29 protein-coding genes are annotated in these 25118 nt (G+C 43.4%); 19 read left to right on the top strand and 10 right to left on the bottom strand.

Features of this window, described 5'->3' with window-relative positions:
* The first annotated feature begins 20 nt into the window (after positions 1-20).
* From FTV48_RS05065 to FTV48_RS05055, 3 genes are all read left to right on the top strand, one after another.
* A complete protein-coding gene (locus tag FTV48_RS05065; protein WP_005171579.1) occupies positions 21-692 on the top strand; it encodes a class I SAM-dependent methyltransferase in 672 nt (223 codons plus the stop codon).
* A gap of 63 nt (positions 693-755) precedes the next feature.
* The gene (locus FTV48_RS05060) at positions 756-1553 is read left to right on the top strand and encodes a thioesterase family protein (protein ID WP_005096553.1); all 798 of its coding nucleotides are present in this window, start codon (positions 756-758) and stop codon (positions 1551-1553) included.
* An 83-nt stretch (positions 1554-1636) separates the two neighbouring features.
* Entirely contained in the window at positions 1637-2413 is a 777-nt protein-coding gene (locus tag FTV48_RS05055; RefSeq protein ID WP_005171577.1) for a Rossmann-like and DUF2520 domain-containing protein, read from the top strand.
* A gap of 188 nt (positions 2414-2601) precedes the next feature.
* On the opposite strand, the gene trmB is transcribed toward FTV48_RS05055, so the two are convergent.
* The gene (gene trmB / locus FTV48_RS05050; RefSeq protein WP_005096556.1) at positions 2602-3318 is read right to left on the bottom strand and encodes a tRNA (guanosine(46)-N7)-methyltransferase TrmB; all 717 of its coding nucleotides are present in this window, start codon (positions 3316-3318) and stop codon (positions 2602-2604) included.
* Between the two features lie 151 nt (positions 3319-3469).
* Positions 3470-4915 (bottom strand): SulP family inorganic anion transporter, encoded by a 1446-nt coding sequence (locus tag FTV48_RS05045; RefSeq protein WP_179999570.1) that lies wholly within the window; start codon positions 4913-4915, stop codon positions 3470-3472.
* A gap of 215 nt (positions 4916-5130) precedes the next feature.
* On the opposite strand from FTV48_RS05045, the gene FTV48_RS05040 reads away from it, so the two are divergent.
* Positions 5131-5742, top strand: a complete 612-nt coding sequence (locus FTV48_RS05040; RefSeq protein ID WP_005171574.1) for a glutathione binding-like protein — start codon at positions 5131-5133, stop codon at positions 5740-5742.
* Positions 5743-6066: 324 nt separating this feature from the next.
* On the opposite strand, the gene FTV48_RS05035 is transcribed toward FTV48_RS05040, so the two are convergent.
* The 5 genes from FTV48_RS05035 to FTV48_RS05015 all read right to left on the bottom strand — a co-directional run bounded on the left by FTV48_RS05035 (position 6067) and on the right by FTV48_RS05015 (position 8821).
* The gene (locus FTV48_RS05035) at positions 6067-6849 is read right to left on the bottom strand and encodes a thiazole synthase (protein ID WP_005096562.1); all 783 of its coding nucleotides are present in this window, start codon (positions 6847-6849) and stop codon (positions 6067-6069) included.
* A gap of 14 nt (positions 6850-6863) precedes the next feature.
* Complete coding sequence (gene thiS / locus FTV48_RS05030; protein WP_004280105.1) at positions 6864-7061, bottom strand: sulfur carrier protein ThiS; 198 nt, start codon at positions 7059-7061, stop codon at positions 6864-6866.
* A gap of 35 nt (positions 7062-7096) precedes the next feature.
* Positions 7097-7462 (bottom strand): DUF423 domain-containing protein, encoded by a 366-nt coding sequence (locus FTV48_RS05025; protein ID WP_005096565.1) that lies wholly within the window; start codon positions 7460-7462, stop codon positions 7097-7099.
* Between the two features lie 119 nt (positions 7463-7581).
* Positions 7582-8451, bottom strand: a complete 870-nt coding sequence (gene rpoH / locus FTV48_RS05020) for an RNA polymerase sigma factor RpoH (RefSeq protein ID WP_005096567.1) — start codon at positions 8449-8451, stop codon at positions 7582-7584.
* A gap of 136 nt (positions 8452-8587) precedes the next feature.
* Entirely contained in the window at positions 8588-8821 is a 234-nt protein-coding gene (locus tag FTV48_RS05015) for a sulfurtransferase TusA family protein (RefSeq protein ID WP_253602646.1), read from the bottom strand.
* Between the two features lie 385 nt (positions 8822-9206).
* Here FTV48_RS05015 and FTV48_RS05010 point away from each other — a divergent pair, with 385 nt between their 5' ends.
* Both FTV48_RS05010 and rhlB read left to right on the top strand, forming a co-directional pair.
* Positions 9207-9422 carry a cold-shock protein gene (locus FTV48_RS05010; protein ID WP_004280099.1) on the top strand — a complete coding sequence of 72 codons (216 nt, stop codon included), beginning with the start codon at positions 9207-9209 and terminating at the stop codon, positions 9420-9422.
* Positions 9423-9523: 101 nt separating this feature from the next.
* Positions 9524-10675 carry an ATP-dependent RNA helicase RhlB gene (gene rhlB, locus FTV48_RS05005; protein WP_005096570.1) on the top strand — a complete coding sequence of 384 codons (1152 nt, stop codon included), beginning with the start codon at positions 9524-9526 and terminating at the stop codon, positions 10673-10675.
* Positions 10676-10733: 58 nt separating this feature from the next.
* On the opposite strand, the gene FTV48_RS05000 is transcribed toward rhlB, so the two are convergent.
* Complete coding sequence (locus FTV48_RS05000; RefSeq protein WP_005171568.1) at positions 10734-11111, bottom strand: hypothetical protein; 378 nt, start codon at positions 11109-11111, stop codon at positions 10734-10736.
* Between the two features lie 265 nt (positions 11112-11376).
* Between FTV48_RS05000 and FTV48_RS04995 the strand changes: the two genes are divergently transcribed.
* The 13 genes from FTV48_RS04995 (at position 11377) to FTV48_RS04935 (ending at position 24300) form a co-directional block, all read left to right on the top strand.
* The gene (locus FTV48_RS04995; RefSeq protein ID WP_179999566.1) at positions 11377-11958 is read left to right on the top strand and encodes a nitroreductase family protein; all 582 of its coding nucleotides are present in this window, start codon (positions 11377-11379) and stop codon (positions 11956-11958) included.
* Between the two features lie 33 nt (positions 11959-11991).
* The gene (locus tag FTV48_RS04990) at positions 11992-13065 is read left to right on the top strand and encodes an NAD(P)H-dependent glycerol-3-phosphate dehydrogenase (RefSeq protein WP_005096576.1); all 1074 of its coding nucleotides are present in this window, start codon (positions 11992-11994) and stop codon (positions 13063-13065) included.
* Positions 13066-13143: 78 nt separating this feature from the next.
* Positions 13144-13599 (top strand): phosphohistidine phosphatase SixA, encoded by a 456-nt coding sequence (sixA, locus tag FTV48_RS04985; protein WP_005096577.1) that lies wholly within the window; start codon positions 13144-13146, stop codon positions 13597-13599.
* Positions 13600-13627: 28 nt separating this feature from the next.
* Positions 13628-14767 carry a type II secretion system protein GspL gene (gene gspL, locus FTV48_RS04980; RefSeq protein WP_179999564.1) on the top strand — a complete coding sequence of 380 codons (1140 nt, stop codon included), beginning with the start codon at positions 13628-13630 and terminating at the stop codon, positions 14765-14767.
* Positions 14767-15246 carry a type II secretion system protein GspM gene (gene gspM, locus FTV48_RS04975; protein ID WP_005096579.1) on the top strand — a complete coding sequence of 160 codons (480 nt, stop codon included), beginning with the start codon at positions 14767-14769 and terminating at the stop codon, positions 15244-15246. The genes gspL and gspM overlap by 1 nt, the downstream gene beginning before the upstream one ends.
* 90 nt (positions 15247-15336) lie before the next feature.
* Positions 15337-16338, top strand: coding sequence for a quinone-dependent dihydroorotate dehydrogenase (locus tag FTV48_RS04970; RefSeq protein ID WP_179999562.1), 1002 nt, complete (start codon positions 15337-15339; stop codon positions 16336-16338).
* A gap of 5 nt (positions 16339-16343) precedes the next feature.
* Complete coding sequence (locus FTV48_RS04965) at positions 16344-16925, top strand: CvpA family protein (protein ID WP_005096581.1); 582 nt, start codon at positions 16344-16346, stop codon at positions 16923-16925.
* Between the two features lie 24 nt (positions 16926-16949).
* Positions 16950-18485 carry an amidophosphoribosyltransferase gene (gene purF, locus FTV48_RS04960; RefSeq protein ID WP_005096582.1) on the top strand — a complete coding sequence of 512 codons (1536 nt, stop codon included), beginning with the start codon at positions 16950-16952 and terminating at the stop codon, positions 18483-18485.
* 90 nt (positions 18486-18575) lie between these two features.
* Complete coding sequence (locus FTV48_RS04955; protein WP_100358068.1) at positions 18576-20465, top strand: M48 family metalloprotease; 1890 nt, start codon at positions 18576-18578, stop codon at positions 20463-20465.
* A gap of 205 nt (positions 20466-20670) precedes the next feature.
* The gene (locus FTV48_RS04950; RefSeq protein ID WP_100329781.1) at positions 20671-21312 is read left to right on the top strand and encodes a hypothetical protein; all 642 of its coding nucleotides are present in this window, start codon (positions 20671-20673) and stop codon (positions 21310-21312) included.
* A 21-nt stretch (positions 21313-21333) separates the two neighbouring features.
* Positions 21334-22302 (top strand): D-glycerate dehydrogenase, encoded by a 969-nt coding sequence (locus FTV48_RS04945; RefSeq protein ID WP_005096586.1) that lies wholly within the window; start codon positions 21334-21336, stop codon positions 22300-22302.
* A gap of 86 nt (positions 22303-22388) precedes the next feature.
* Entirely contained in the window at positions 22389-23831 is a 1443-nt protein-coding gene (locus FTV48_RS04940) for a M48 family metalloprotease (RefSeq protein ID WP_218944592.1), read from the top strand.
* Positions 23832-23940: 109 nt separating this feature from the next.
* The gene (locus FTV48_RS04935) at positions 23941-24300 is read left to right on the top strand and encodes a hypothetical protein (protein WP_004729945.1); all 360 of its coding nucleotides are present in this window, start codon (positions 23941-23943) and stop codon (positions 24298-24300) included.
* 70 nt (positions 24301-24370) lie between these two features.
* Here FTV48_RS04935 and FTV48_RS04930 read toward each other — a convergent pair whose 3' ends face one another.
* Both FTV48_RS04930 and rpsU read right to left on the bottom strand, forming a co-directional pair.
* Positions 24371-24817 carry a GatB/YqeY domain-containing protein gene (locus tag FTV48_RS04930; RefSeq protein WP_004729943.1) on the bottom strand — a complete coding sequence of 149 codons (447 nt, stop codon included), beginning with the start codon at positions 24815-24817 and terminating at the stop codon, positions 24371-24373.
* A gap of 33 nt (positions 24818-24850) precedes the next feature.
* A complete protein-coding gene (gene rpsU, locus FTV48_RS04925) occupies positions 24851-25066 on the bottom strand; it encodes a 30S ribosomal protein S21 (RefSeq protein ID WP_001136722.1) in 216 nt (71 codons plus the stop codon).
* Between the last annotated feature and the right edge of the window lie 52 nt (positions 25067-25118).

The raw sequence follows: 25118 nt of genomic DNA, 5'->3' as shown, positions 1-25118 counted from the left end.
GTGTGAGGTAAAGTGAAAATATGGCAAAAAACTTCCATAGTGAACTCGTCGTCGCTAATTATGATGAGCACATCCGTAAACTGATTCCCGGCTATGAACTGGTACATCAGCAAATTGATGCCATTCTAACCACTCATTTACCCGAAATTGCCCATATATTGGTGGTTGGTTGCGGGACAGGCTATGAGCTATCTTATCTGTTGCAACGCCACCCAAACTGGACATTTACTGCAATTGATCCATCGGCGACTATGCTGGAACAGGCGCAGAAAAATATTGGGTTAGACCTGGGATCGCAGCGGATTCGTTTTATTCAGACAGATACACAAAGCTTAAATCAAGATAATCAGTTCGATGCGGCTCTAGCAATTTTGGTGGCACATTTTATTCCATCAGAAAATAAAACTGAATTTTTTCAGGATATATCCGATAGTCTTAAGACCGATGGAATCCTGTTAACCTATGACTTGATGCAACCTGAAAATAAAACTGAATTAAAAATCTTGCAAAAAATGGCACAGCAGACAGGACTCAGTATTCAACAAAGCGAAAAAATGCTTGAACGGTTACAGCAGGACTTTCATTTAATCTCTGCCCAAGATTTAGCAGCGCTTTTAACCAAAGTCGGATTTAAACATAGCAAAATTTACTGTCAAATCATGAATTATTATGCTTTTTTTATACAGAAATAAGCATAGCTAACTGAAACAGTTAACTAGAAATTTAAATATAAGATTCAAGGAAGTGTAAAAACAATGTCAGCCTACTATCGTTTCATCAACCGCGAACAGCATGCCGATGGCAGCAGCACTGCTTATTATGAATCTAATATTCATGCGCAAGGTGCATGGAATCCGCATGAGCAGCATATGGCGCCCGCGACTGGCATTATTTGTGCAGAACTGGAACAGTTTCAGCCACGTGCAGAGATGCGCATTGGCCGGGTGAGTCTGGATATCTTTGGACTGATTGCTTTTGGTGAATTTTCCATTACTACGCGCATGATTCGTCCGGGTAAAACCATCGAGCTTATTGAAGCAGAAATGTGTGCCAACGGGAAAACCTGTATTGTGGCACGTGCCTGGAAAATGATGACTTCGGATACCCGTGCGATCGCCGGTCTGGAAGATTTTCCGGTTCAGCACCCTGAAGACCTGCCGGTGTGGGAAGGGATGCGCTGCTGGCCAGGTGGTTATATTCAAAGTATTAATACCCGTGCCCATGTCGATCATCGTGCGGGCAAAGGTATTGTCTGGTTATCCAATGCCTTGGAAATGGTAGAAGGTCAGACGACCAGCGACTTTAGCCGTTTGATGGGAATGGTGGATACAGCCAATGGCGTGGTGCCGCGTCAGGATCCAAATGCGGGATGGGGCTTTCCAAATCTGGACTTGCAGATTCATTTGCATCGTTTACCTAAAGGCACATGGCTAGGACTAGAAGTGCTACAGCAATATGGTGAAGATGGCATTGGTTTAACCAGTGGAATTTTACATGATCTTCATGGGCCATTTGGCCGCAGTGAGCAGATTTTAACGCTACGTAAATTTTAAAATCTGATTCACATAAAAAGGACGAATTGCTTCGTCCTTTTTTTATTGGCATGCTGTGCGCAATTATTCTGGAAGATCAGTAAATGCGGATTAGTATTATTGGGGCAGGTCGAGTTGCCTTTCATCTTGCCCAAGGCTTAAATGGACAGCATGAGCTTGTACAAATCTATAGCCGTAGTTTTGCCAAGGCAGAACAGCTGGCATCTAAATTTAAGGCTCAGGCAATCAACGCTCCTGAATTACTGCATTCCGAAATTGATCTTTTAATCATTGCTGTCAGTGACCAATCCATTCGATCTGTCATCGAGCAGGTACATGCCTATCTTCCTGATGTGTTGATCGTACATACTTCTGGCAGTACCCACTTAAACGTTTTGCAGGATGTTCACCCACGTTCAGGTGTATTTTATCCTTTACAGACTTTTAGTCTGGAGCGTGACATCGACTGGTCGAATACGCCTTTATTTATTGAAGCGGATAATGCTGAAGATCAAGAAAAACTGCATGATCTAGCAAATAGCCTAAGCAATAGAGTCTATCACTATAGCTCTGAACAACGCTTAAGTTTGCATCTGGCCGCAGTATTTGCCTGTAATTTCAGTAATTATTGTTATGATATGGCGAAGCAGATTGTAGATGCTGAGCAGGTCGATTTCAGTCTGCTGTATCCCTTAATACTAGAAACTGCCCATAAAGCCACAGAAAATGATCCAAGGCAAATGCAGACTGGCCCCGCCATGCGTGGTGATCAAAATATCCTGAATATGCATCAGCAGATGCTGGCGAATCGGCAGCGAGCAGATTTACAAAATGTCTATCAGTTGTTGAGCCAGCAGATTTTAGAACATCACCAAAAATAAATGTGCTGAATTTTTCAATCTGGATAAAAGACGAAAAAAATAATAAAAAATGGACATGGCATAAAGATGAAGGGCTGTTTTTCTTTTTAAGCTCTACCATAGGTATCGTTTTTGCTGTCATATTTTGGCTTAACGACAAATTTTTTCTATAAAAAGCGCTGACATTTCAGCGCTTTTTTAGACCTAGATTAAGAAATTTTCTTGAAGATAAAGTCATTAATCTTGTGACCGGCTTCAATGCCGCGACGCTCAAACTTGGTTTGTGGACGCCAGTCAGGACGAGGATAGCTGTTGCCTTTACCTGCGAGGTTTTCCAGACGTGGACGTTCTTCCAGAACTTCAAGCATCCATTCTGCATATGGTTCCCAATCCGTTGCAGCATGGAAGGTGCCGCCCAGCTCCAGCTTTTGCTCAACCAGTGGCATACGTTCATGTGAAACAAAACGACGTTTAAAATGACGTTTTTTCTGCCATGGATCAGGGAAGTAAAGCTGAACCGTATTGATACTATTGTCCGGCATTTCACGCAGCACTTGAATCGCATCAGCATCCAGTACACGTAAGTTGGTTACGCCGGCCATACCTGCTTCATAGATACACTGCGCAATGCCTGGTACATGAACTTCAATCCCGACAAAGTTACGCTCGGGATTGGCCTTGGCCATCAGCACCAGAGAACGGCCCATACCAAAACCGATTTCTACCGTTAAAGGACGCTCAGGATGTTCAAAGTGTTGACGTAAATCGCCCACCGGATATTCCAAAATTAAGTGACCATATTGTTCAAGCGCAGTACGTTGAGAGGTGTTCAGCGGCATTGAGCGGCGCATAAACGTCACGATTTCACGGTGCTCGCTTAAATTGTCCAGCTCCACGACTTGCTGGTCTAATTGATCGTTCGACATAACTTTGGCAAATCTAAAAATTCAGAATGCGGTATTTTAAGTCCTGAGCCGAGCAAGTCAAACTTTTCTCGGTATTTCTCCATAAAAATCGGCAAGATCTTCCAGATATAATAAAAGAGCCAAGCGAGGCTCTTTTATTAATCATCATGCCTCAGCTCCTAAAACGGTCAATCAAGGTGCTGCTGGCTTCATTTAAACCAATCACGGTCACCTCTATACCTTGAGCTTTAAATTTCTGGATGACGTTATTCAGCATATTGACTGAAGTCACATCCCAGATATGTGCATGGGTCAGATCCAGCTCGACATGTGCAAGCTTTTCTTTAAAGTCAAAGAACTGATAGAATTTTTCTGAACTACTGAAAAAAATCTGTCCGGAAATAATATAGCTGCGGGAGTGAGCTGAATTTAAATGGGTAGATACATGCACGGTTCTTTCCAGTTTATTAATAAAGAACAGGGCAGAAAGTAGCACGCCAACAAATACACCCAGTGCCAGATTATGGGTGGCTAAAACCACCAGCACCACCGCAATCATAACCACATTAAATTCCAGCGGATGTTTATTGAATTGTTTGACTGAACCCCACTGGAAAGTGGTAAAGGCGACCATCACCATAATCGCCACCAAAGCCGCCATCGGAATATAAGCCAGCCAGTCTTTCAGAAACACCACCAGGCACAGCAAAAATACACCGGCAATCAGCGTCGATAAACGGGTTCGTGCACCGGAAGACACATTAATAATCGATTGACCGATCATGGCACAACCGGCCATGCCACCCATAAAACCACTGACAATATTGGCCATACCCTGACCACGACATTCCTGATGACGGTCACCTTCAGTTCCGGTGACTTCATCAATTACAGTCGTGGTCATCATGCTTTCCAGCAAACCGACAGTCGCCAGCGTCAATGAATAAGGCAGTACAATTTGTAGGGTTTCCAGATTGAGCGGAATCTCTGGCAGCAGGAACATTGGTAAGGTGTCCGGAAATTGCCCCAGATCACTCACGGTTCGCATATCTGTACCCAAGAACAGCGCCAGTCCACTCAGCACGATGATGCAAATTAGCGGAGAAGGAATGGCTTTACCAATTTTAGGCAGATAAGGAAATAGATAGATAATCGCCAGACCCATGGCAATAAACAGATAGCCCATCCCATCCATTTTTTGCATCTCGGGAAGCTGTGCGACAAAAATCAGAATTGCCAATGCATTCAAAAATCCATACACCACAGCTTGCGAAACAAAGCGCATCAACTTGGCCACTTTAAAATAACCGGCAATGACCTGAATAATTCCGGTCAGAATAGTCGCTACCAGCAGATATTGCAGTCCATGGTCTTTTACCAGCGTAATCATCAGCAGTGCCATCGCACCCGTAGCCGCTGAGATCATGGCAGGGCGGCCGCCAAAAAAAGCAATCGTCACAGCAATACAAAACGAAGCATAGAGACCGACCTGCGGATCGACGCCAGCAATTGCAGAGAAGGCAATCGACTCGGGAATCAAGGCCAGTCCAACCACCAAACCTGCGAGTACATCCGTCCGGACATTGGAAAACCATTCTTCTTTTTTAAGGCTAATCACGAAATATCATCTAAATTTGGAAAACCTGGGTATCTTAAACAGATGCGGTCAAAAATCTACAGAGATGGGCTTGAAAAAGCCGTTAATTTCCTGAATATTGAATGAGTAAATGTCCTGAGGGGCAGTTACGCTTTTTTGCAATTTACAGGTTTGATCACTTGAAAGTTTGACAGAAGCGATTTAAAACATAGAGAAGTGTATAACAAGGATCAGAAATGAAGCTTTACTATTCGCCGGGTGCATGCTCACTGGCAGCTCATATTATTTTAAATGAAATTAATGTCGATTTTGATTTGGAACGTGTTGATTTAAAAACACATAAAACAGAGAAAGGTACGGATTATTACGAAATTAATCCTAAAGGCTATGTACCAGCCTTAGAAATTAATCCTGGTCTGATCCTGACAGAAAACGTAGCCATTTTACCTTTTCTGGCTCAACACGATCCAAAACAAGATCTGATTCCGCCATCTGGTATGGGACGTGCCAAAGTTCTGGAATGGCTGGGTTATCTCAATTCAGAATTGCATGATGCTTATGCGGTGTTCTTTGGTGGCAAGTTATCCGATGATGAAAAGAAAAAAGCCTATGCAGAAGTCGATCGTCTATTAAGCTATATCGACAAAGCGATTGCTGAATCAGACAATGACTATCTGGTTGATGATAACTTTGGCCCAGCCGATGCTTATCTGTTTGTGTTGACCAATTGGTCGAATCATATTGAGCATGATTTAAGTCCGTATAAGAATATTATTCATATCCGCAATAAAGTCGCAGAGCGTCAGTCTGTACAGATTGCAATGCGAGATGAAGGTCTAATTCCATAAATGAGTATTCATCATCAGGCTTAAAAAAACCGCTTTATTGAAAGCGGTTTTTATTTGTCAGTCTTCATCATTAAAGTGTGAATAGAAATTAACAAAATCAATATTCTTTAAATGAAATCGCTGATGAGACTTGAACGTCGATCATCGCGTTGCAGTTGAGTAGCGCCAGCGTACATCCTTATTTTTATTATCGAGTGTTCATTATTATAAAAGCTCGATCAAATAGCTGAATGATTTAAGCTTAAATTGTGCGCATGAATTTTAGTCAAAAAAATAAGGACTCCTGAGAATCCTTATTTGAAAAATGATCCAAGACTTTAAATATTATTTAAAGAAATAACCAGTTTCCGGCGAGCTGGCATTGGCCATACGTTTGCGTGGCATACGGCCGGCCAGAAAAGCTTCACGGCCAGCTTCGACTGCTTTTTTCATGGCTGAGGCCATGAGTACCGGATTCTGTGCAGCCGCAATCGCCGTATTCATCAGTACACCATCACAGCCCAGTTCCATCGCAATTGCGGCATCACTTGCGGTACCGACACCAGCATCGACCAGTACAGGCACTTTGGCATTTTCTTTAATAATCGACAGGGTATGTGGATTGAGAATTCCCAAGCCCGAACCAATCAGGCTGCCCAAAGGCATAATTGCCACACAGCCCATGCTTTCCAGTTCTTGCGCCACGATTGGATCATCCGAAGTATAGACCATGATCTCAAAGCCATCGTCAATCAAGGTACGTGCAGCTTTCAAGGTTTCAGTCACATTCGGATATAAGGTCTTTTCATCGCCTAAAACTTCAAGCTTGACCAGATTATGGCCATCAAGGAGTTCGCGTGCCAGCATACAGGTGCGAACGGCACTATTGGCATCGAAACAACCTGCGGTATTCGGCAAAATGGTATATTTTTCCGGAGGAATGACTGACAGCAGATTCGGCTGATCTGGATGCTGTCCAATATTGACCCGACGAATCGCGACAGTAACAATCTCTGCGCCACTGGTTTCAATGGCTTGCTGAGTTTCATTTAAATCTTTATATTTGCCTGTGCCTACCAAAAGGCGAGACTGGAATTGGCGTGAACCAATCTGTAATAAATCTTGCATAATCGTCCCGAGTATTAGCCGCCACCGACCGCGTGAATAATTTCTATTTTGTCTGTATCGCAAATCGGCGTATCGCCTAATCTGCTTTTAGGAATAATCATTTCATTGACTTCAACTGCAAAACGCTTACCCTCAAGCGCCATACTCTGAATCAGTTCCAGCAGATTCTTGCAGTGAGTTTCCTGTTGTTCGCCATTGATATAAATCATCATTCTAGCTACCCTCCATGATTAAGTGATTTTCAGACTTATCTGGCGTATTTTAAAGCATTCCAAGCCAGAATTAACCATCCTGCAATCATTAAAGCACCACCAATTGGCGTAATTGCGCCTAATCCACGTGGTAAACCCAAGGCCATGATATACAGTGAACCAGAAAATAATAAAATACCGACCTGAATTAGCCAAAAACTCCATTGAATCGGGAGTGTCGGAATGACTTTCGCGAGCAAGGCCAGAATAAGCAAACCTAAGGCATGATAGAAAAAATAATCCGTTGCCGTTTGCCACCAGCCGAGCTGGGCTTCAGTCGCGCGCGCTTTTAAACCATGTGCACCAAAGGCACCGAGCATCACGGCAAGCGCCAAGTTGAGTGCTGAAATCGCAATCCACATTTGAATTGATCTTCCTGATAAAGTTTGCGCTCAACCTTAGCATAAATTCAAAATTCGGACATAAAAAAGCCTTCATCAAAGAAGGCTTTTTCAGATTAAATCAATAACAGAATTTGGTATTAATTGGAGGACATTGCCACTTTAATTTTTTCCATGGCATTTTTTTCCAGCTGACGAATACGTTCCGCGGAAACGTTATATTCGGCGGCCAGCTCATGCAGGGTTGATTTCTCGTCATCTAGCCAGCGGCGCTGCAAGATATTACGTGAACGATCATCGAGCTGATCCATGGCTTCGTGCAGGGCAGAGGTACTTTGTTCCTCATAATCCTCATTTTCAATCAGACGGGCCGGATCATAACGGTTATCTTCAAGATATAAAGCCGGTGCAACATAAGTTGAACCTTCATCATCGTCATCGCCGGAAGCATCAAAAGCAGCATCATATGCCGTCAAACGGCCTTCCATCTCCAGAACTTGTTCTGGTGTGACATTTAAATCATTGGCAATCGACTGTGCTTCTGCGAGGGTCAACTTTTTCGATGATTTTTTCAGGCTACGCAGATTAAAAAATAGTTTACGTTGCGCTTTGGTGGTGGCGATTTTAACAATACGCCAGTTACGGATCACATATTCATGAATTTCCGCCTTAATCCAGTGCACAGCAAATGACACCAAACGTACGCCCATATTCGGGTCAAAACGTTTTACAGCTTTCATCAGACCCAGGTTGCCTTCCTGAATCAGGTCGCCTTGTGGCAGACCATAACCTGCATAACTGCGTGCAATATGCACCACAAAACGCAAATGTGACATGACCAGCATTTTTGCTGCATCTAAATCTTGGTCATAGTAATAGCGTTCAGCCAACTCTTTTTCTTGTTCGGCCGTTAAAATCGGAATCTGATTGACAGTGCTGATATAAGCACCGAGGTTGACCCCTGGCGCCGATAATGACAGGGGCATCAACTGATTGCGGCTGTCACTCATGTGTTCTCCTTGAAGTGCGGGATAACCCTAAACATAGGTTTTATCTTAATCCAATCTCTCCGCAAATAATGGATATTTGGGTAGAGAAATGTAAAAAAGTATACGAAACTAAGATAAACAGTTTAATTGAAAATTTTTAAGATTCAATCAAGTAGTGAAACTCTGAATCAGAAATTTTTCTTGATTCAAGCTTGAGTTGATGAATCTGGCAATAACGGCTGATATCCGTCTGACTATGTGGATCAGAGGATTTGAGCAAGAAAGTTTTCTGATTACCGGCCTTTAGTGCCCGTTTTAACATTAAAAGCGGCATCGGGCAGGGTTTTCCCATGGCATCGATAAGACAATACTGCTCTGGATTTTGCGACATTAGGGTTTCATTCATATAGCAAAAAAATGACAATAAATAGTAACAAAGAAGCGTATAGAACCAAACTGCTTTAATAAAAATCAGGATCTAAAAGAAGATATAAAGTCTTTTGACAATTTTCATGAAAAAAATAACTAAATCAAACAGAACATGCTAAAAAAAATCTATTAATTGTGATAAACCCATGTTAAGCTCGTTGCGTATTTGGGACTTTGAATAAACAAAGTGATTGTTTTTCACCCTATTACATAAATGGATGTAACCGGGATTTTGTTGATAGTTTTACAGAATGATTACAAGCTTAAAAATAATATTTTCAAACTTGTTTGCTCTGCTGTTTGCAACACCGGGTGGTCCTTCTTTTAGTTTCAATGAGGATTAACTTATGACAGCTGCTCGCGAACAAGGCGTAGTTAAGTGGTTTAACGATACTAAAGGCTTCGGCTTTATTCAACGTAACGGCGGTGATGACGTATTTGTTCATTTCCGTGCTATCCAAGGTGACGGCCACCGTTCACTTCGTGATGGTCAACGCGTTGAATTCAGTGTTGTTAAAGGTCAAAAAGGCTTTCAAGCTGAAGAAGTTCAACCATTAGACTAATCTTCGGATTAAGCTAAAAAGAAAACGCTCCAATATAACTTGGGGCGTTTTTTGTTTATACTATCCCCATCTTAGTGATTACCCAAGTAGAGCACCGCTTTATGTCATCTGGTTTTGAAACCTTAAATTTACATCCCAATCTAAAAAAAGCGATTGATGCTTTAGGCTTTACCACCATGACGCCTATCCAGCAGAAGGTTTTAAAATTCACGCTGGCAGGACATGATGCCATTGGCCGTGCACAGACAGGTACCGGTAAAACTGCGGCCTTTTTAATTAGTATCATGAATGATCTATTAAATAATCCGATTCAGGAACAGCGTTATCGTGGTGAACCGCGCGCCCTGATTTTGGCACCGACCCGTGAACTGGCACTGCAAATTGAAAGCGATGCACAGGATCTGGCCAAATATGCCGGTCTCAATGTCGTGACTTTGCTGGGTGGTGTAGATTTTGACAAGCAAAAGAATCAACTAAATAAAGCACCTGTCGATATTATGGTCGCGACACCCGGTCGTTTGATCGATTTTGTCGAGCAAAAAGAAGTCTGGCTGGATCAGATTGAATTTCTGGTCATTGATGAAGCGGATCGTCTACTCGATATGGGCTTTATTCCTTCAGTGAAACGCATTGTGCGTTTTTCGCCGCGTAAGGAGCAACGTCAGACTTTAATGTTCTCTGCAACATTTAGCTATGATGTACTAAATTTGGCACAGCAATGGTTATTTGAACCGGTCACAGTTGAAATTGAACCGGAAAAGAAAACCAATGCCGATGTCGAGCAACGGGTGTATATGGTGGCTAAGGCCGATAAATATAAACTGTTGCAAGAAATCTTGCGTGATGAGCCGATTGAAAAGGTGATGATTTTCGCCAACCGTCGTGATCAGGTGCGTAAGCTTTATGATCATTTAAAACGTGATGGTTATAAGGTGGTCATGCTGTCTGGTGAGATTGCTCAAGACAAGCGTCTAAAAATGCTAGACCAGTTCAAAAATGGTAAGCACAACATTATGATTGCAACAGATGTTGCGGGTCGTGGTATTCATGTGGATGGTGTTTCACATGTGGTGAACTTCACTTTACCTGAACAGTCAGATGATTATGTACATCGTATTGGACGTACTGGCCGTGCGGGAACACGTGGTGTGAGTATTAGTTTCCTTGCCGAAGATGATGCGTTCTATCTACCAGAAATTGAGAAGGCGATTGGACAGAAATTGCCTTTGACCCGTCTGGAAGGTTATTGCTAATCCAGATTAAAAAAACCGCTCTTGAAGAGCGGTTTTTTTATGACCATGTGGTCTGGATTTATTTGGCCTGACAACGGAAAGTCAAAATGGTTTGATAGTCATCATTCTGGTTTAAACCGGTATTGGTGCCTGCGATATTCCCTAGAACGGTAGCTGCTGCCTGAATCATCTGTCCAGTCTGATCATCAACGACACCTTTTAATGCCCCGTTATAACCCGTCTTTTCATCGATAATAATCGCAGTAGCTTTCGAACCACAGGTTTTGCTGGCAGCATTAATGGCATTATTTTTGGCAGTTAATTGATTTTTACCTAATCCAGTGACCTCAAACTGATTATTTTCTTTCTGAATTGCCAGTGAGGTTGGGTTGGAAGCACAGGCAGTTAAAAGTAGAGCTGAAGCTGCTAATCCGCTGATCGCAATTGTTTTTTTCATGATAAAATCTCGGGTGAAAACAGAATTAAGTTTATTTGAGCATAGCAAAGCGCGCAGAGTTTGGAGCTGTTGTATAAGTTTGGAAATTTTTAGTGTGACTCTATGCTAAAAAAGTAATTCAACTGAGCATTTCATTGATTAAAATAAAAATATTGTAATGTTACTTGAGTAATTTTTGCGGCTAAGTCGCGGTGAAGTTTATAGAGTATTACAGCGGGAATATGCTAATCTTGAAAACAGTTTTTAAGTATAGATCTACAAAGCAATGACGGAATCCGTGGTCGACATCGTTCATCAAAATATTCGCCAACGTCAATCAATAGGACATTTGCTGGCACCGGCACCGAATGCAGAACAGCTGGAGCTGGCTTTTCAGGCGGCATTGACAGCACCGGATCATCATCGGTTGAAACCCACCACCTTTGTGGTGATACCTGATGCACAGCGTGAAGCATTTGGGGAGCTGTTGTCTCAGGCACTGGTCGATCTGGGTGAAACTGAAACGGCACAGATTGAACGGGTCAAGAATCATCCATTCCGTGCGCCACTATTGGTGCTGGCTTTAACGCGTTTGCAAGATCATCCTAAAGTTCCACATTTTGAACAGATTCTCAGTTCAGGTGCCGCCATACAGAATTTTCTGTTATCACTCCAGGTTCAGGGTTTCTCGACCATGTGGCGCAGTGGTGCTGTAGTCGAATCTGGCCTGTTTAAGCAGGCATTAGGAATTTCAAAAGACGATCTGGTCTCGGGTATTATTTATATTGGCACTGCAGCAAAAGCAATTCCAGCACGCGCAGAGATTCAGACCAGTAATTTTGTAAGTTATTGGAATCAGAACGGTTAATTTGCACGGTATAACAGGGTATTAAAAAATAACATGTCAGAATTAAATTTTTCAGCACTGGTCGAGCCGGTTGCAGTCGATCATAAGACCGCTTTAAGAGTCACGGTGTTGGGTGGGGGCAGTTTTGGTACCGCAATGGCCAATACCGCAGTGCGTAATGGTTGTAATACCATGATCTGGATTCGTGATGAAGCTGTTGCGGCAGATATCAATGCCACGCATATCAATAAACGTTATTTGCCAGATTTCCAGCTAGAAGAAAACTTACTGGCTGTGTCGGATCTGGAACTGGCTGTGCGTGATCGCGATATTATTTTAGTCGCGATTCCAAGTCATTCTTTTCGGGATGTCCTGCAACAAATCAAGCCTTTTATCACCTCACAAGCCGTGATTTCACTCACCAAAGGGATTGAAGCCAAAACTTTTAGCTTCATGAGTGATATTATTCGGGAAGTATTGCCAGAAGTGCCTTATGGAGTGTTGTCCGGGCCGAATCTCGCCAAGGAAATTGTGGCAGGTCAGCCGGCAGGAACCGTGATTGCCAGCGAATCTGAGCTGGTACGTTATGCCGTACAGCAAGCCTTACATAGTGCCTTGTTCCGTGTTTTTGCCAGTGATGATGTACATGGTGTAGAACTCGGTGGTGCCTTAAAAAATATTTATGCCGTCGCGATGGGGATGGCAGCCGCGTATAACGTGGGTGAAAATACCAAGAGTATGATCCTGACCCGTGCACTGGCCGAAATGAGCCGTTTTGCGGTAAAATTGGGCGCGAATCCGCTGACTTTCCTCGGGCTTTCCGGTGTGGGTGATTTATTTGCGACTTGTAGCAGTCCGCTGAGTCGTAATTATCAGGTTGGTTTTGCCTTGGGCAAAGGCAAGACTTTGGAGCAGGCTACTACTGAACTGGGTCAAACTGCAGAAGGGATCAATACCATCGTACAGGTCAAGGCGCGTTCCGAAGAACTGGATGTCTATATGCCAATTACTTCTGCCTTGTATGATGTGATTTTTGAAGGTGCACCACCACTCAATATTGCCTTGTCATTGATGAAAAATGGTCATCGCAGTGATGTGGAATTTGTCTTGCCACATCATCAAGTCTGATCTATAACACAAAGGGACTGTATGTGAATTGTCATATTGGCCAGTTATCATGCAGGCAAAAGAAAATAAGGAAATCCAATGCAACTGACTTTAGTGCGACATGGTGAGGCTGCTCCACCAGTCAATGGCAATGATAGCAAGCGTCCATTGACGGAGCGTGGTCATCAGCAGGCTGAGCAAACTGCACAGTTCTTAAAAAATATGATTAAACCTGAAGTGTTTGTGGTCAGTCCCTTATTGCGTGCACAAGAGACCCTGGCTCATCTGCAGCAGTATTTTCAAGATGTACCCGTGGTGATCTGTAATGCGATTAAACCCGATGATGATGCCAAGGTCGCGGTTGAATGGTTGTCGCAACTGCCTTATGAATCGATTGCCGTGGTGTGTCATATGAATGTGGTGGCACACATTTCTTCTATTTTGCTGGCGGAGTCTTTTCATCCCTATGCATTGGCAGAAGCACGTATCTATGCGCAGCCAGTCATTGCCGCGGGTTTGTCGACAACAGTTAAAAGTTTTATTCCTACATTATAAAACCAATTAAAACGGTAGTACACAATCGATGTTGTATTTATGGATGCCTGAGGCCAATGGGGTTTGGCAATGGTCAACTGGGGAATTCTGGAACACTGCGGCCACACTTGAGCAGTTGATTCAGGAGATTCAGGCTCATCATGGCGAAGAAGCAGTAGTGTTTTTCCCGAGCCGTCATGTGCAAATTTTGCAGCAGACTTTGCCCAAGAGCCAATATAAAAAAATGGGCAATGAGGGCATCAAGTATCTGCTTGAAGAATATGTGGTGCTGCCCGTCGATGCCATGAAAGTGCTGCATCATTTTCAGCAGCCTGATCAGGTCAGTATTATGGGGATTGCGAATTCTACCCTCGAGACCTTGCAGTATTCTCTCAACCTGATTCCCGTCAAGCTGGCGGCTTTGCTGCCAGACTTTTTGGTGCTGCCGGTTCCTGAAGCCAATCAGCGGGTGATTACCCAAATTGGTGGGCGCTTGTTGGTACGAGAGGCAGAATATATCGGCCAGTCATTGGATGATCTGAGTCTGTATCTGGATTATCAGCCCAAAGATTTGCATTATAAAGTCAGTAGTCTGAATCAGGATCAGTTAAGTAGCCTAGAAGCATTGGTCACACAGGAGCAGTTAGAATCTTTTCAGTATGTCCTTCCGGTATTGAAAAAACCTAAACAGCATGCGTTTAATGTATTGCCCAAAGCCAAATCTGAAGGTGCCATTTCCGGTTACTGGAAAGCATGCGCAGCTGTATTTCTGGGCATATTAGTCTTACAGTTTAGTTATGATGCGGTGCGCTGGTATCAATATAAAAAAGTGGCAAATCAGACCGCTGTACAGGCCGTTGATCAGTTCAAGTACTGGTTTGGGCAAAATTATCCGGTCACTGAGCAGAATATCAAAAGCCAGTTTGAAGGGCAGTTACGTCAAAGCCAGATCGCCGATACACAGGCATTACAGCTGATTAGTCGGATTGGACCAGTCTTGATGCAGAACCAGATTGTGGCACAACGGATCAATTATGATGCGTCTGTGTTGAGTATGGAGCTTAAAGCCAATTCATCAGATATGCTAAATGCATTGACCAAGCAATTGAGTCAGCAAGGCTTTAAAGTGGAGCTGGGGAATATTCAGGCCAGCGGAACAGGTGCCATTGGGCTGGTGAGGGTGCAATAATGAAAGCCATCGAAGCGCTACAAAATCGCATGGATCAATCTTTTGAAAAACTGAGGGATTATCTGGACAGTCTCTCGGCACGTGAACGGGTATTGGTGATTTTTACCACTATTTTTGTAGTTGTGGCTGCGGTCAGTTCAGCACTCTGGTATATGCATCAGGCAGCAGACACCCAGCAGAAACGTTTAAATCAGCTGAAAGATACCATTGTCTGGATGCAAAGTAATGCAGTCACCATGAAACCTGCTGGAGACATGCAGCTGGATGCTGCAGAGAAAGTACAGCGGGTGGCACAGCAACAAGGTCTTTCGGTTGCATCGCAGCAAATAGATGGGAAAATTCAATTGGCGGTCATGCATGAAAATTATGCAGTTTTGGCAAACTTCCTGACTCAACTGGCACAAATGGGTCTAAGTGTTGAGAAAATGGAACTAAATAATGAAGCAGGACAGATTAAATTAACCGCGACCGTGCAATAAACGGTAAAAATAAAGATTTGCAAAGCATGGTTTTTTTGTCAGCCTATGCCTATAATATGCCGACTTAAAAAGCAGTAGACTTTTCTAGATATGTTGTATTCTCTAGCCCGCCCTTTGTTGTTTTCTTTAGCACCAGAGCGTGCACATGAGCTGACACTATCACTATTAAAATCATCCCATAAAATGGGCTTGATGCGTCAAAATGTTGCTGCGAAACCTGTGACTTGTATGGGAATCGAATTTCCCAATCCAGTAGGTCTTGCGGCAGGTTTAGACAAAAATGGTGCTTATATTGACGCCCTTGCTGGTCAAGGTTTTGGTTTTATTGAAATTGGCACCATTACCCCGCGACCGCAAGCTGGCAATCCCCATCCGCGGTTATTCCGTTTGCCACAGGCTAAAGCCATTATTAACCGTATGGGTTTTAATAATGAGGGTGTAGATCAGCTGGTGGAAAATGTCAAAGCTGCCAAATTTAAAGGCATTCTCGGCATCAATATCGGTAAAAACGCTGATACTCCGGTAGAAAAAGCAGTAGATGATTACCTTATCTGTTTAGAAAAAGTCTATAATTATGCGTCTTACATTACCGTCAATATTTCTTCTCCCAATACCAAAAATCTGCGCAGTTTACAAAGTGGTGATGCACTGACCGAACTGCTTGAAACATTGAAAAACCGTCAGCTTGAATTGGCGCAGGAATACCAGCATTATGTACCTTTGGTACTCAAAGTGGCGCCTGATCTGGATAACAGCGATATTGCCTTTATTGCCAAACAGTTATTGCAATTCAAGATCGATGGCCTGATCGTGACCAATACCACACTGTCACGTGAAGGGGTGGAAGGTCTGGCGCATGCAGAGGAGGCAGGTGGTCTATCTGGCGCGCCAGTCTTTGAGAAAAGTACCGCATGTCTGGCTGCATTTGCTCAGGTGTTAAAAGGACAAATTCCCTTGATTGGTGTGGGTGGTATTCTTTCAGGCGCAGATGCTGTTGCCAAGAAACAGGCAGGTGCCAGCCTTGTACAAGTTTATAGTGGCCTCATCTATACTGGACCTGAACTTGTAAAAGATTGTGTAGACGCACTTTAAATCCTATGAATGCCATTGATATCTTTCTGCTGATTATCTTGCTCATTGGAGGGCTCAACGGTTTGCGTCAAGGATTTATTAAAGCCTTTGCGAACTTAGTGGGATGGATCTTTGCCCTGATTGTTGCGGCAAAATATTCAACGCTACTTGCGCCGTCTATGGTTGCTCTGAGTACAGATCCAGTCGTACAAAAGATAGCAGCCTTCGCCTTTATCGTCCTGTTAATTGTGGTTCTGACCTGGATCGTCACTGCGCTTTTAAACCGTATTTTAAAGAGTCTTAAACTGGGTCCGCTTAACCGTCTGGCAGGTGGTGTCTTTGGTAGCCTGAAAGGCTTGCTGATTGTGCTGATTACCATGCAAGGCATTGGCCCGTGGGTAGAAAGCTCACCGCACTGGAAACAGTCCAAGTTTATTCAAGCCTTATTGCCTTATGCGCCTTGGGCGACTCAAATGTCGAAAGACGCCGCGAATGGTGCACTACAACATATCAAGCCTGAAGGGACATCGAAACCTTCAGCTGTATCATCTGAAACATCGTCCAAATCTGGAGCTGCAGATGAGTCTACAAATAATCCTTTTTATTAATCCTAGCTTGTCTGCGAGGTTGCTATGTGTGGAGTAGTTGGTATAGCTGGTAAATCACCCGTTAACCAAATGTTGTTTGATGCATTAACGATGTTACAACATCGTGGACAAGATGCAGCTGGGATCGTGACATGTGATGAAGGGCGTCTGTTCCTTCGTAAAGACAATGGGATGGTGCGTGATGTATTTCATACCCGTCATATGCGTGCCTTGAAAGGAAATTACGGGATTGGTCATGTGCGTTATCCAACAGCCGGTTCATCGAGCAGTGCAGAAGCACAGCCATTTTATGTGAACTCGCCGTATGGAATTACCTTGGCGCATAACGGTAATTTGACCAATGCCGAAGAAATTCACGATGACCTGTTCAAAACTGACTTACGTCATATGAACACGGATTCTGATTCAGAAGTGCTGCTAAACGTGCTAGCGCATGAATTGCAAAAACATGGCAAATTGGTGCCGACTTCGGAAGATATTTTCCATGCGGTAACACGTGTGCATGAGCGTTGTAAAGGCGCTTATGGTGTGGTAGCAATGATTACCGGACAAGGTCTGGTGGGCTTCCGTGATCCGAATGGTATCCGTCCACTGATTTACGGTTCACGTGAAACTGAACAGGGCATGGAATATATCATAGCTTCTGAATCGGTTGCGATTACTGCGCTGGGCTTCAAAGTTGAGCGTGATATTCAGCCAGGTGAAGCGGTATTTATCGATTTACAAGGTAATTTCTTTACCAAGCAATGTGCGAGCAATCCTGAATATCGTCCATGTATTTTTGAATATGTGTATTTTGCCCGTCCGGATGCCATTATTGATGGAATCTCGGTGTATAAAGCACGTCTGAAAATGGGTGAGAAGCTGGCGCAAAAAATTCTGCGCGAGTGGGGTGAAGAGCATGATATCGATGTGGTGATTCCGATTCCGGATACTTCACGTACTTCTGCATTGGAACTTGCCAATATGCTGGGTGTGAAATTCCGTGAAGGTTTCATGAAAAACCGTTATATCGGTCGTACTTTTATTATGCCAGGTCAGCAACTACGTAAAAAATCGGTACGTCAAAAACTGAACCCGGTTGAGCTTGAATTTAAGGGTAAAAACGTACTATTGGTCGATGACTCGATTGTGCGTGGTACGACCTGTAATGAAATTATCCAGATGGCACGTGATTCTGGTGCGAAAAAAGTCTTCTTTGCTTCCGCAGCACCGATGGTGAAATATCCAAACGTGTACGGTATCGATATGCCGGCAAAATCAGAGCTAATTGCCTCAGATCGTAGCGTTGAAGAAATTCGTGAAATTATTGGTGCAGACCGTTTGGTGTTCCAGGATCTGGAAGATTTAAAAGATGCAGTTCGAACCACCAAAGTGCCAGATCTGAAAGATTTTGACTGTTCGGTATTTGACGGCGTTTATGTCGCGGGTGGTATTGATGCGCAGTATCTGGATGATCTACAGCAAAAACGTAGTGACAGTGCCATGAAAGAAGGGAATTACATCGATGTGAATATCGATGCAGCTTCTGTGGATTTAACTGGCGTACGTGAAGTCTAAGCGCTTAAAATCATCATGAAAAAGCGGGAATTTCCCGCTTTTTTGTTTTATGATGAACCCATTGAAAATAATCTTAACTAGGGTTCTACATTGCGCAACGTAGGATATGATTTTATAAAAAACAAGAATATCGTATTGCCTGTAAGCTTCTGCTTGATTGCTGTGCTGTTAACTATTTTTATTATCAATACCGTTGTTGGTCTATTCGTTTTTTATGTTGATTCTACCCAGTCTATTTTCTGGCATATGCTCAGTCCTTATCTGATTGCGTTGCTGTTATGTGTGATGCTGATCTCGGTCATCTATGAATTTTATCTTTTCCGGAATGGCGGTTATTCGCTGGCAAAACAGATGGGTGCGCGCCGTCTCAGCCCGATGGAAAGTATTCCTGAGGAAAGTGCGGCACTGCAAATTACCCAGCAGCTGGCCGATACCTTTTTAATTGAACCTCCGGCGGTGTATGTACTGCCCGATGAAGTTGGAGTTAATACGCTGACGGCGGGTTTTAGCCCGCGAGATACCGCGATTATTCTGACTTGGGGTGCGGTACAAACTCTGGATAAAGTCGAGCTGTATGGTTTACTCAGTCACGAATTTAATAAAATTCTGTCGGGTGAAACTGCGGAAAATACCCGCTTAAAAATTTTGTATAGCAGTTTAACCACCTTTAGCCAGTGGGGCAGCAAAATTGCCAAATCTGGTTTCTATCGAACTGATATTCGACGTGAAAATAAGTTTGAAACCTTTTATGTCGCAATTGGCGCAGTAATCTGGCTGATTGGCAGTTTGGGGGTATTGATCACACGCTTTATTAAATATATTTCACTGGGTGGACGCACTTTTAAGAATGACCAGAAAACTCGCCGCCTGATTCAAAATGATGCCAATATCCAGACTTTACTCAGAATTCATGTGCATCATTCCGGTTCGCAAATCTATAGTGAATATGCCGAATCCATTTCACATATGTGTTTTGCCAATTCCTTGAGTCCGCAAAACTGGTTGAATATTCACCCAAATATTAATCAACGAATTTATGAATTAAATCCTGCCCTGATTCAGGATTTGCAGCTCGAGAACTTGAAGAAACTCAAGAATCAGCCTTTATTCAGTTTATTTCGTTCTCTGGAAGAAGTGGTGCCCGAGACTGCGATGAGCTGGAGTTCGCCACAGCCTCTGCCGTTGTTGCGTCTATCTCCAATCAGCTTTGCAATTAAAGATGCGATCAAGCCACTGAATCCAGAGCTGCGGCTGAGTATGCCGCGTCCGGAGTTGCTTGAACGTGCATTGCAGACGGCGACCGGCTCGCGTGAAGTCATGGTTGCCATTTTGATGATTCGTCAATATCGTGAATTTATTCCGACTGAGGCTGAGGTGAGCCGCGCCATTGTAGATTCACTGCTGAATCTGGATGGGCGGGTGCATATTTCGATTTTCCAGCAAGCCTGCAAGAATATTGGCGGGATGCCCACCACAGTTGCACGTCAGTTTTTGATGAAACTGGCACGAATTATTCAGGAAGATGGTGAAATTGGCTTGCTCGATGCCTTATTGCTGGAATGTGTCAAATATGAGCTGAATCTATTGCCCGCACATATTCCAACAGCTTTGGATGAAGTTAAGCCCCAGATTGTGCGTCTGATTGATGCCTTGTTGCATGTGCAGCAGATTAATAGCGGAAACCAGCTTGAGGTTCGCGAACGCATTTTAAACCGGATTTTGTCGGCTCGAGAATTGGACTTATACAATGAAATTTCTGATGAGCCGATTGATCTGGCGGAAATTCTGAATGATATTGCGGGACTTTTACTGCGTGAACGTCTCGGGATTTTGGGTATCGCAGAAGCCTGTTTGTGGAGCGACCGTATTGTGACTCAGGACGAACTGGATGTGATGGAACTGCTTTATTGGCGCTTGGGTTTTGAGGCAGAGCAGATTATTCAACAAATGTTGAAGAAAAACAGTTTAACCATTATGTAAAAAAGAAGACAACAATTCACAGTTTGAAACTGCATCTGTTATAACAGAGGCAGTGATTTAATTGAGTATTAAAAGTACAGTTTTTAGCAGGCAGATCGACTTTGTATTAGAATCCATCAGGATAAAAAAGAAAAGCGGAAAAAGTTCGGCAAAGTAGAGGCAATCCGGCTAAAATGTTCAGCCTGAAATTGGTGATGATGAAAAGATGATAGGGCATCAGCGTGACATACTGGCAACATTAGGAATTGATCTCTGGATTCCTAGGGACAGCGCATGTCAGCCACATCAGGTCTCGATCTGGCGTGATCAGGCTGCACCAGAATTTCACAGTGACATTGTCTTGCCTCAGTCCAAGCAGCCCGAGGTATTTACAGATCTATCAATTCCTGAGCCGGTTATTCAGCCCGAAGCTGAAGTCATGCCTGTGGTATCAGTGCCCACGCCAGTACTGGTTCAGGAACAGCGTGAAATCATACAAATTCTGCCATTTAGTTTGCAGATTTTAAGTCTGGCCCATTGCAGTATTGTGATTGATGCGACTGCAATGACTGAAGAAACCCAGAATTTATGGACGAATATCCAGCGTGCAGTGGTCAGCGAGTTTTGTGAGCTGAACTGGCCATTTCCTTGGGCCAATGTTCAGGATGGGCGCGGTGTGGACTCTTATATTCAGGGTTTTCTCGATGGGATGAGTGCCGAGAAAAATATTATTTTTTTGGGAACTGTACCTTATATTTCAAATAGTAAAATAATCCAGTTGGCTTCTTTACAGGAAATGCTAGATCAGCCAATTCTGAAAAAACGTTTATGGCAGTTTATGCAAAATAGGTCTGCCAGCTTGAAATAATATGAGTTTGGAATAAAAAATATGAAACAAAAAGTGGTTGTATTTAGTCAGATCGATGCTGATATTCAAAATAAACTTGAACAACATTATGATGTCGCTTATATACAACCCAAGTTAGGCGATGTGAACCGGCAGCTTTTGCAGGAGGTTCAGGATGCCGATGGCATGATTGGTGCAGGTCGATTGCTGAATCGTGACAATCTGGCGACTGCCACCCGGCTTAAAGTCATTTCTAGTGTCAGTGTCGGTTATGACAACTATGAACTTGATTATTTAAATGAAAAAAATATCTATCTCAGCCATACCCCGCATGTACTGACTGAAACCACGGCAGATCTGGCTTTTACATTGTTGATGTCTGCGGCACGTAAAGTGGCTTATCTGGATCACTGGACCAAACAAGGACAATGGCAGCGTACTGTCGGTGAAGCACAATTTGGTCTGGATATTTTTGGAAAAACTTTAGGTATTATCGGTCTGGGTCATATTGGAGCTGCAGTTGCACGTCGTGGTTTTTATGGTTTCAATATGAATATTCTGTACCATAATCGCCGTGAAAAACCAGAATTGGCCCAAGGCCTGAATGCACAGTATTCTGACTTAGATGAACTATTACAGCGTTCCGACTTTGTCGTTATTGCGGTTGACTTAAATGCTGATTCTAAAGCGCTGATTGCAGCGGCTGAGTTGGAAAAAATGCAACCACATGCGGTATTGGTGAATATTTCACGTGGCTCAGTCATTGATGAGCAGGCTTTAATTGACGCTTTAAAAGCCAAGCAGATTTTTGCTGCCGGTCTCGATGTCTATCAGAAAGAACCTTTAAAAGAATCTGAATTATTTCAGTTGGACAATGTGGTTACATTGCCACATGTGGGTTCTGCGACGGCTGCAACCCGTAAAAAAATGGCCGAATTGGCCTATCAGAATCTGGTGGATGCTTTAGAAGGGCGAGTGCCACGCTATGTGGTTAATCCTGAGTTTCAATAATATTAAATAACATTTTCTTGCGTATATGCCCATTTTTCAATGCTATATTCAAGGCAGCTTAGAACAATAGATTTAGAGATTTTTCATTGAAACGATTGGCGTTGGCGTGTGGCTTAACGATGTGCATGGTGACAGGGCATAGCTCTAGCCATGATTTTAATCAAGCGACTGCACACTTTTCTGTGCCTGATATTGGTACAGGCGTGGGTTTACTCGATCAGCAAAAAGAAAGAATGATCGGTGAAAAAGTCTATCGCGAAGTGCATAAGCAAATGCCAGTCATGCAGAATCCATGGCTGGAAGACCAGCTGCTGTCGGTATTTTCTCATATTCTCAGTCAGACTCAGTTACAACAGCCCATTGGTTTGCTGGTGATTAATGATCCACAAATTAATGCTTTTGCTGTGCCGGGAGGGCTGTTTGCTCTTAATGCTGGTTTAATCAATTCAGCCCGAAATATGGATGAAGTGGCGGGGGTGATGGCGCATGAAATTGCACATGTCACACAACGTCATTACAGTCGCTCTCAAGATGCTTTTAAGGGGCAGGGTTTGCTGGCATTGGCCGGAATTCTGGTCGGGGCATTGGTGGCCTCTCAGGCGGATGGTGATGCGGGTGCTGCGGTGATGATGGGTTCGCAAGCCGCGTTGATGGATAAACAGCTGACTTATAGTCGTAATCAGGAGCGTGAAGCAGACCGAATTGGCATGCAATACATGTATCGTTCCGGCTATAACCCGCATAGTATGGCAGACTTCTTCGAAGTCATGCATCGCTCGACCAGTCGCTTAAGCTTCCTGCCGGATTTCTGGTTTACTCATCCATTGACGACTGAGCGTATGAGTGAAGCACGTTTACGTGCCAATCAGCTGCCTGCGGTCAAACCTAAGCTGAATGATCAGGACTTTGAGATTATCAAATGGTATAGCAGGGTGCTGTCTCGCCAGACCAGTGAGGAGCAGCTCAGTTTGATGAATCGGCAGAATAATTTTGCCGGTCAGCTTGCTTTGGCTGCCTACCAGATACAGCAAAGTGATTTTCAGGCCGCACAGGCTGCTTTAGATCAGGCGAAAAAGCATAACCAGATGCATCCTTTATTGGTCTTGTTTCAGACTGATATTTACTTAGGTCAGAACCAGTTGAATGCAGCGCTGAAAAGTGTGGCTTCAGCAGCGCGAATCATGCCGGAAAACCGCGCGCTCAATTATAAATATGCAGAAGTCTTGATTCGTGCCCAGCAACCAGATCAAGCTAAACAGATTGTACAAAAATTTTTGAATGCCAATTCCCGCGATGTGAGCGGCTGGCGACTGATGCAACTGGCGACCAATGCAGAGCCTGCATCGGCAATCAAGGCCGCCAATGTGCTGCGTTATCGTGCAGAAGTAGAATACTGGTCCGGTTATGAGGAAACTGCCATCAAGTCATTATTACATGCACAGCGTACAGCGAAAAATAATCAATCTTTATCTGCAACCATTAACCAACGCCTGAAACAGATGCAGCAGGCACGTCAATATAAAATTTAAGCCTTAGTCAGGTTTTAAGCTTTTTATATCAGGATGATATGGTCAGGATATACTGAATCGGGCTACAATCTTTTTTTAATGATCAGTGCGATTAAATCTGAAGCATGCTATGAAGAAAATATTATTGGGCATCTGTCTATTGGGGTGGAATTATGCGGTATTTGCTGCGAGTGCTGTTGAGTATGTAGATGCGGTAGAGCGTATTAATACTGACTATAAAAAGGAATCGCGTCAATTCTTGGGTGGTTTGAATCCGCAGCAACAAGGTTTTAGCGCAGCACAGAATTCACATTTTTGTAGTATTGTGCAACGTTATGCCGATCGCTTATATCAGGCGGCTGACCAAAATCGTGCTTATCTGGATCGTCAGTTTCAGAAGATAACTAAACAGGATGTGATTATAGAAGTGAAATCTTCAAAAGAGATGCAATTGCTGAAACGTTATCAGGTTGACTGTTATTTGCAATAAGAATACGTTAAGAACTGTCTTTTATAAAAAGTCAGTTCAACGTTAAAGATCGAATATTAGAGAAGTGGGATTAAGCAAGTTTCGCTTTAATTTTAGCTGAAACTTGTGCAGGATCGGCGCGCCCGGCTATGAGCGGACGCAGAGAATTCATCACCTTACCCATATCTTTCATGCTAGTAGCTTCTTGCGCTGCAATCGTTTGCGCAATGATGGAATCAAGTTCTTCCTCAGTCATAGCTTCTGGTAGAAATTGAGATAACACCTCAACCTCGGCTTGTTCCTTACTAGCTAAATCTTCTCGACCAGCACCATCAAAGGCCTTGATCGATTCTTTACGTTGTTTAATTTGTTTTTCAATGACCGCAAGAACTTGAGCGTCGTCAAGTTCTTTGCGCTCATCGACTTCTATTTGCTTAATTGCCGCCTGTAGACCACGTATGACCGTCAGCTTGGACATTTCTTTTGCACGCATTGTTGCTTTCAAAACATCCGTGATTTGGTCTTTTAAAGTCGTCATTATTTAATCCAGGCAGTCAATCACAAATTAATCTTAGTAAAGGCGAGTCGTACGTACTGATTCACGTGCCAATTTCTTTTGGTAGCGTTTAACAGCAGCAGCTTTTTTGCGCTTACGTTCTTGAGTTGGTTTCTCGTAGAATTCACGCTTACGTACGTCAGCTAGAACACCCGCTTTTTCGCATGAACGTTTGAAACGACGGATAGCTACGTCTACTGGTTCGCCTTCTTTCAATTTAACTTGTGGCATGAAGAATCCTCATAAAGTTATGGATAAGATCGCAGGCCGAATGCCTGTGATC

Source organism: Acinetobacter sp. YH18001 (genome assembly GCF_013416975.1).
In the GTDB taxonomy this organism is placed as follows: domain Bacteria; phylum Pseudomonadota; class Gammaproteobacteria; order Pseudomonadales; family Moraxellaceae; genus Acinetobacter; species Acinetobacter pseudolwoffii.
Note: the sequence above shows the minus strand (reverse complement) of the source record. Positions and strands in the feature narration are given on the sequence as shown.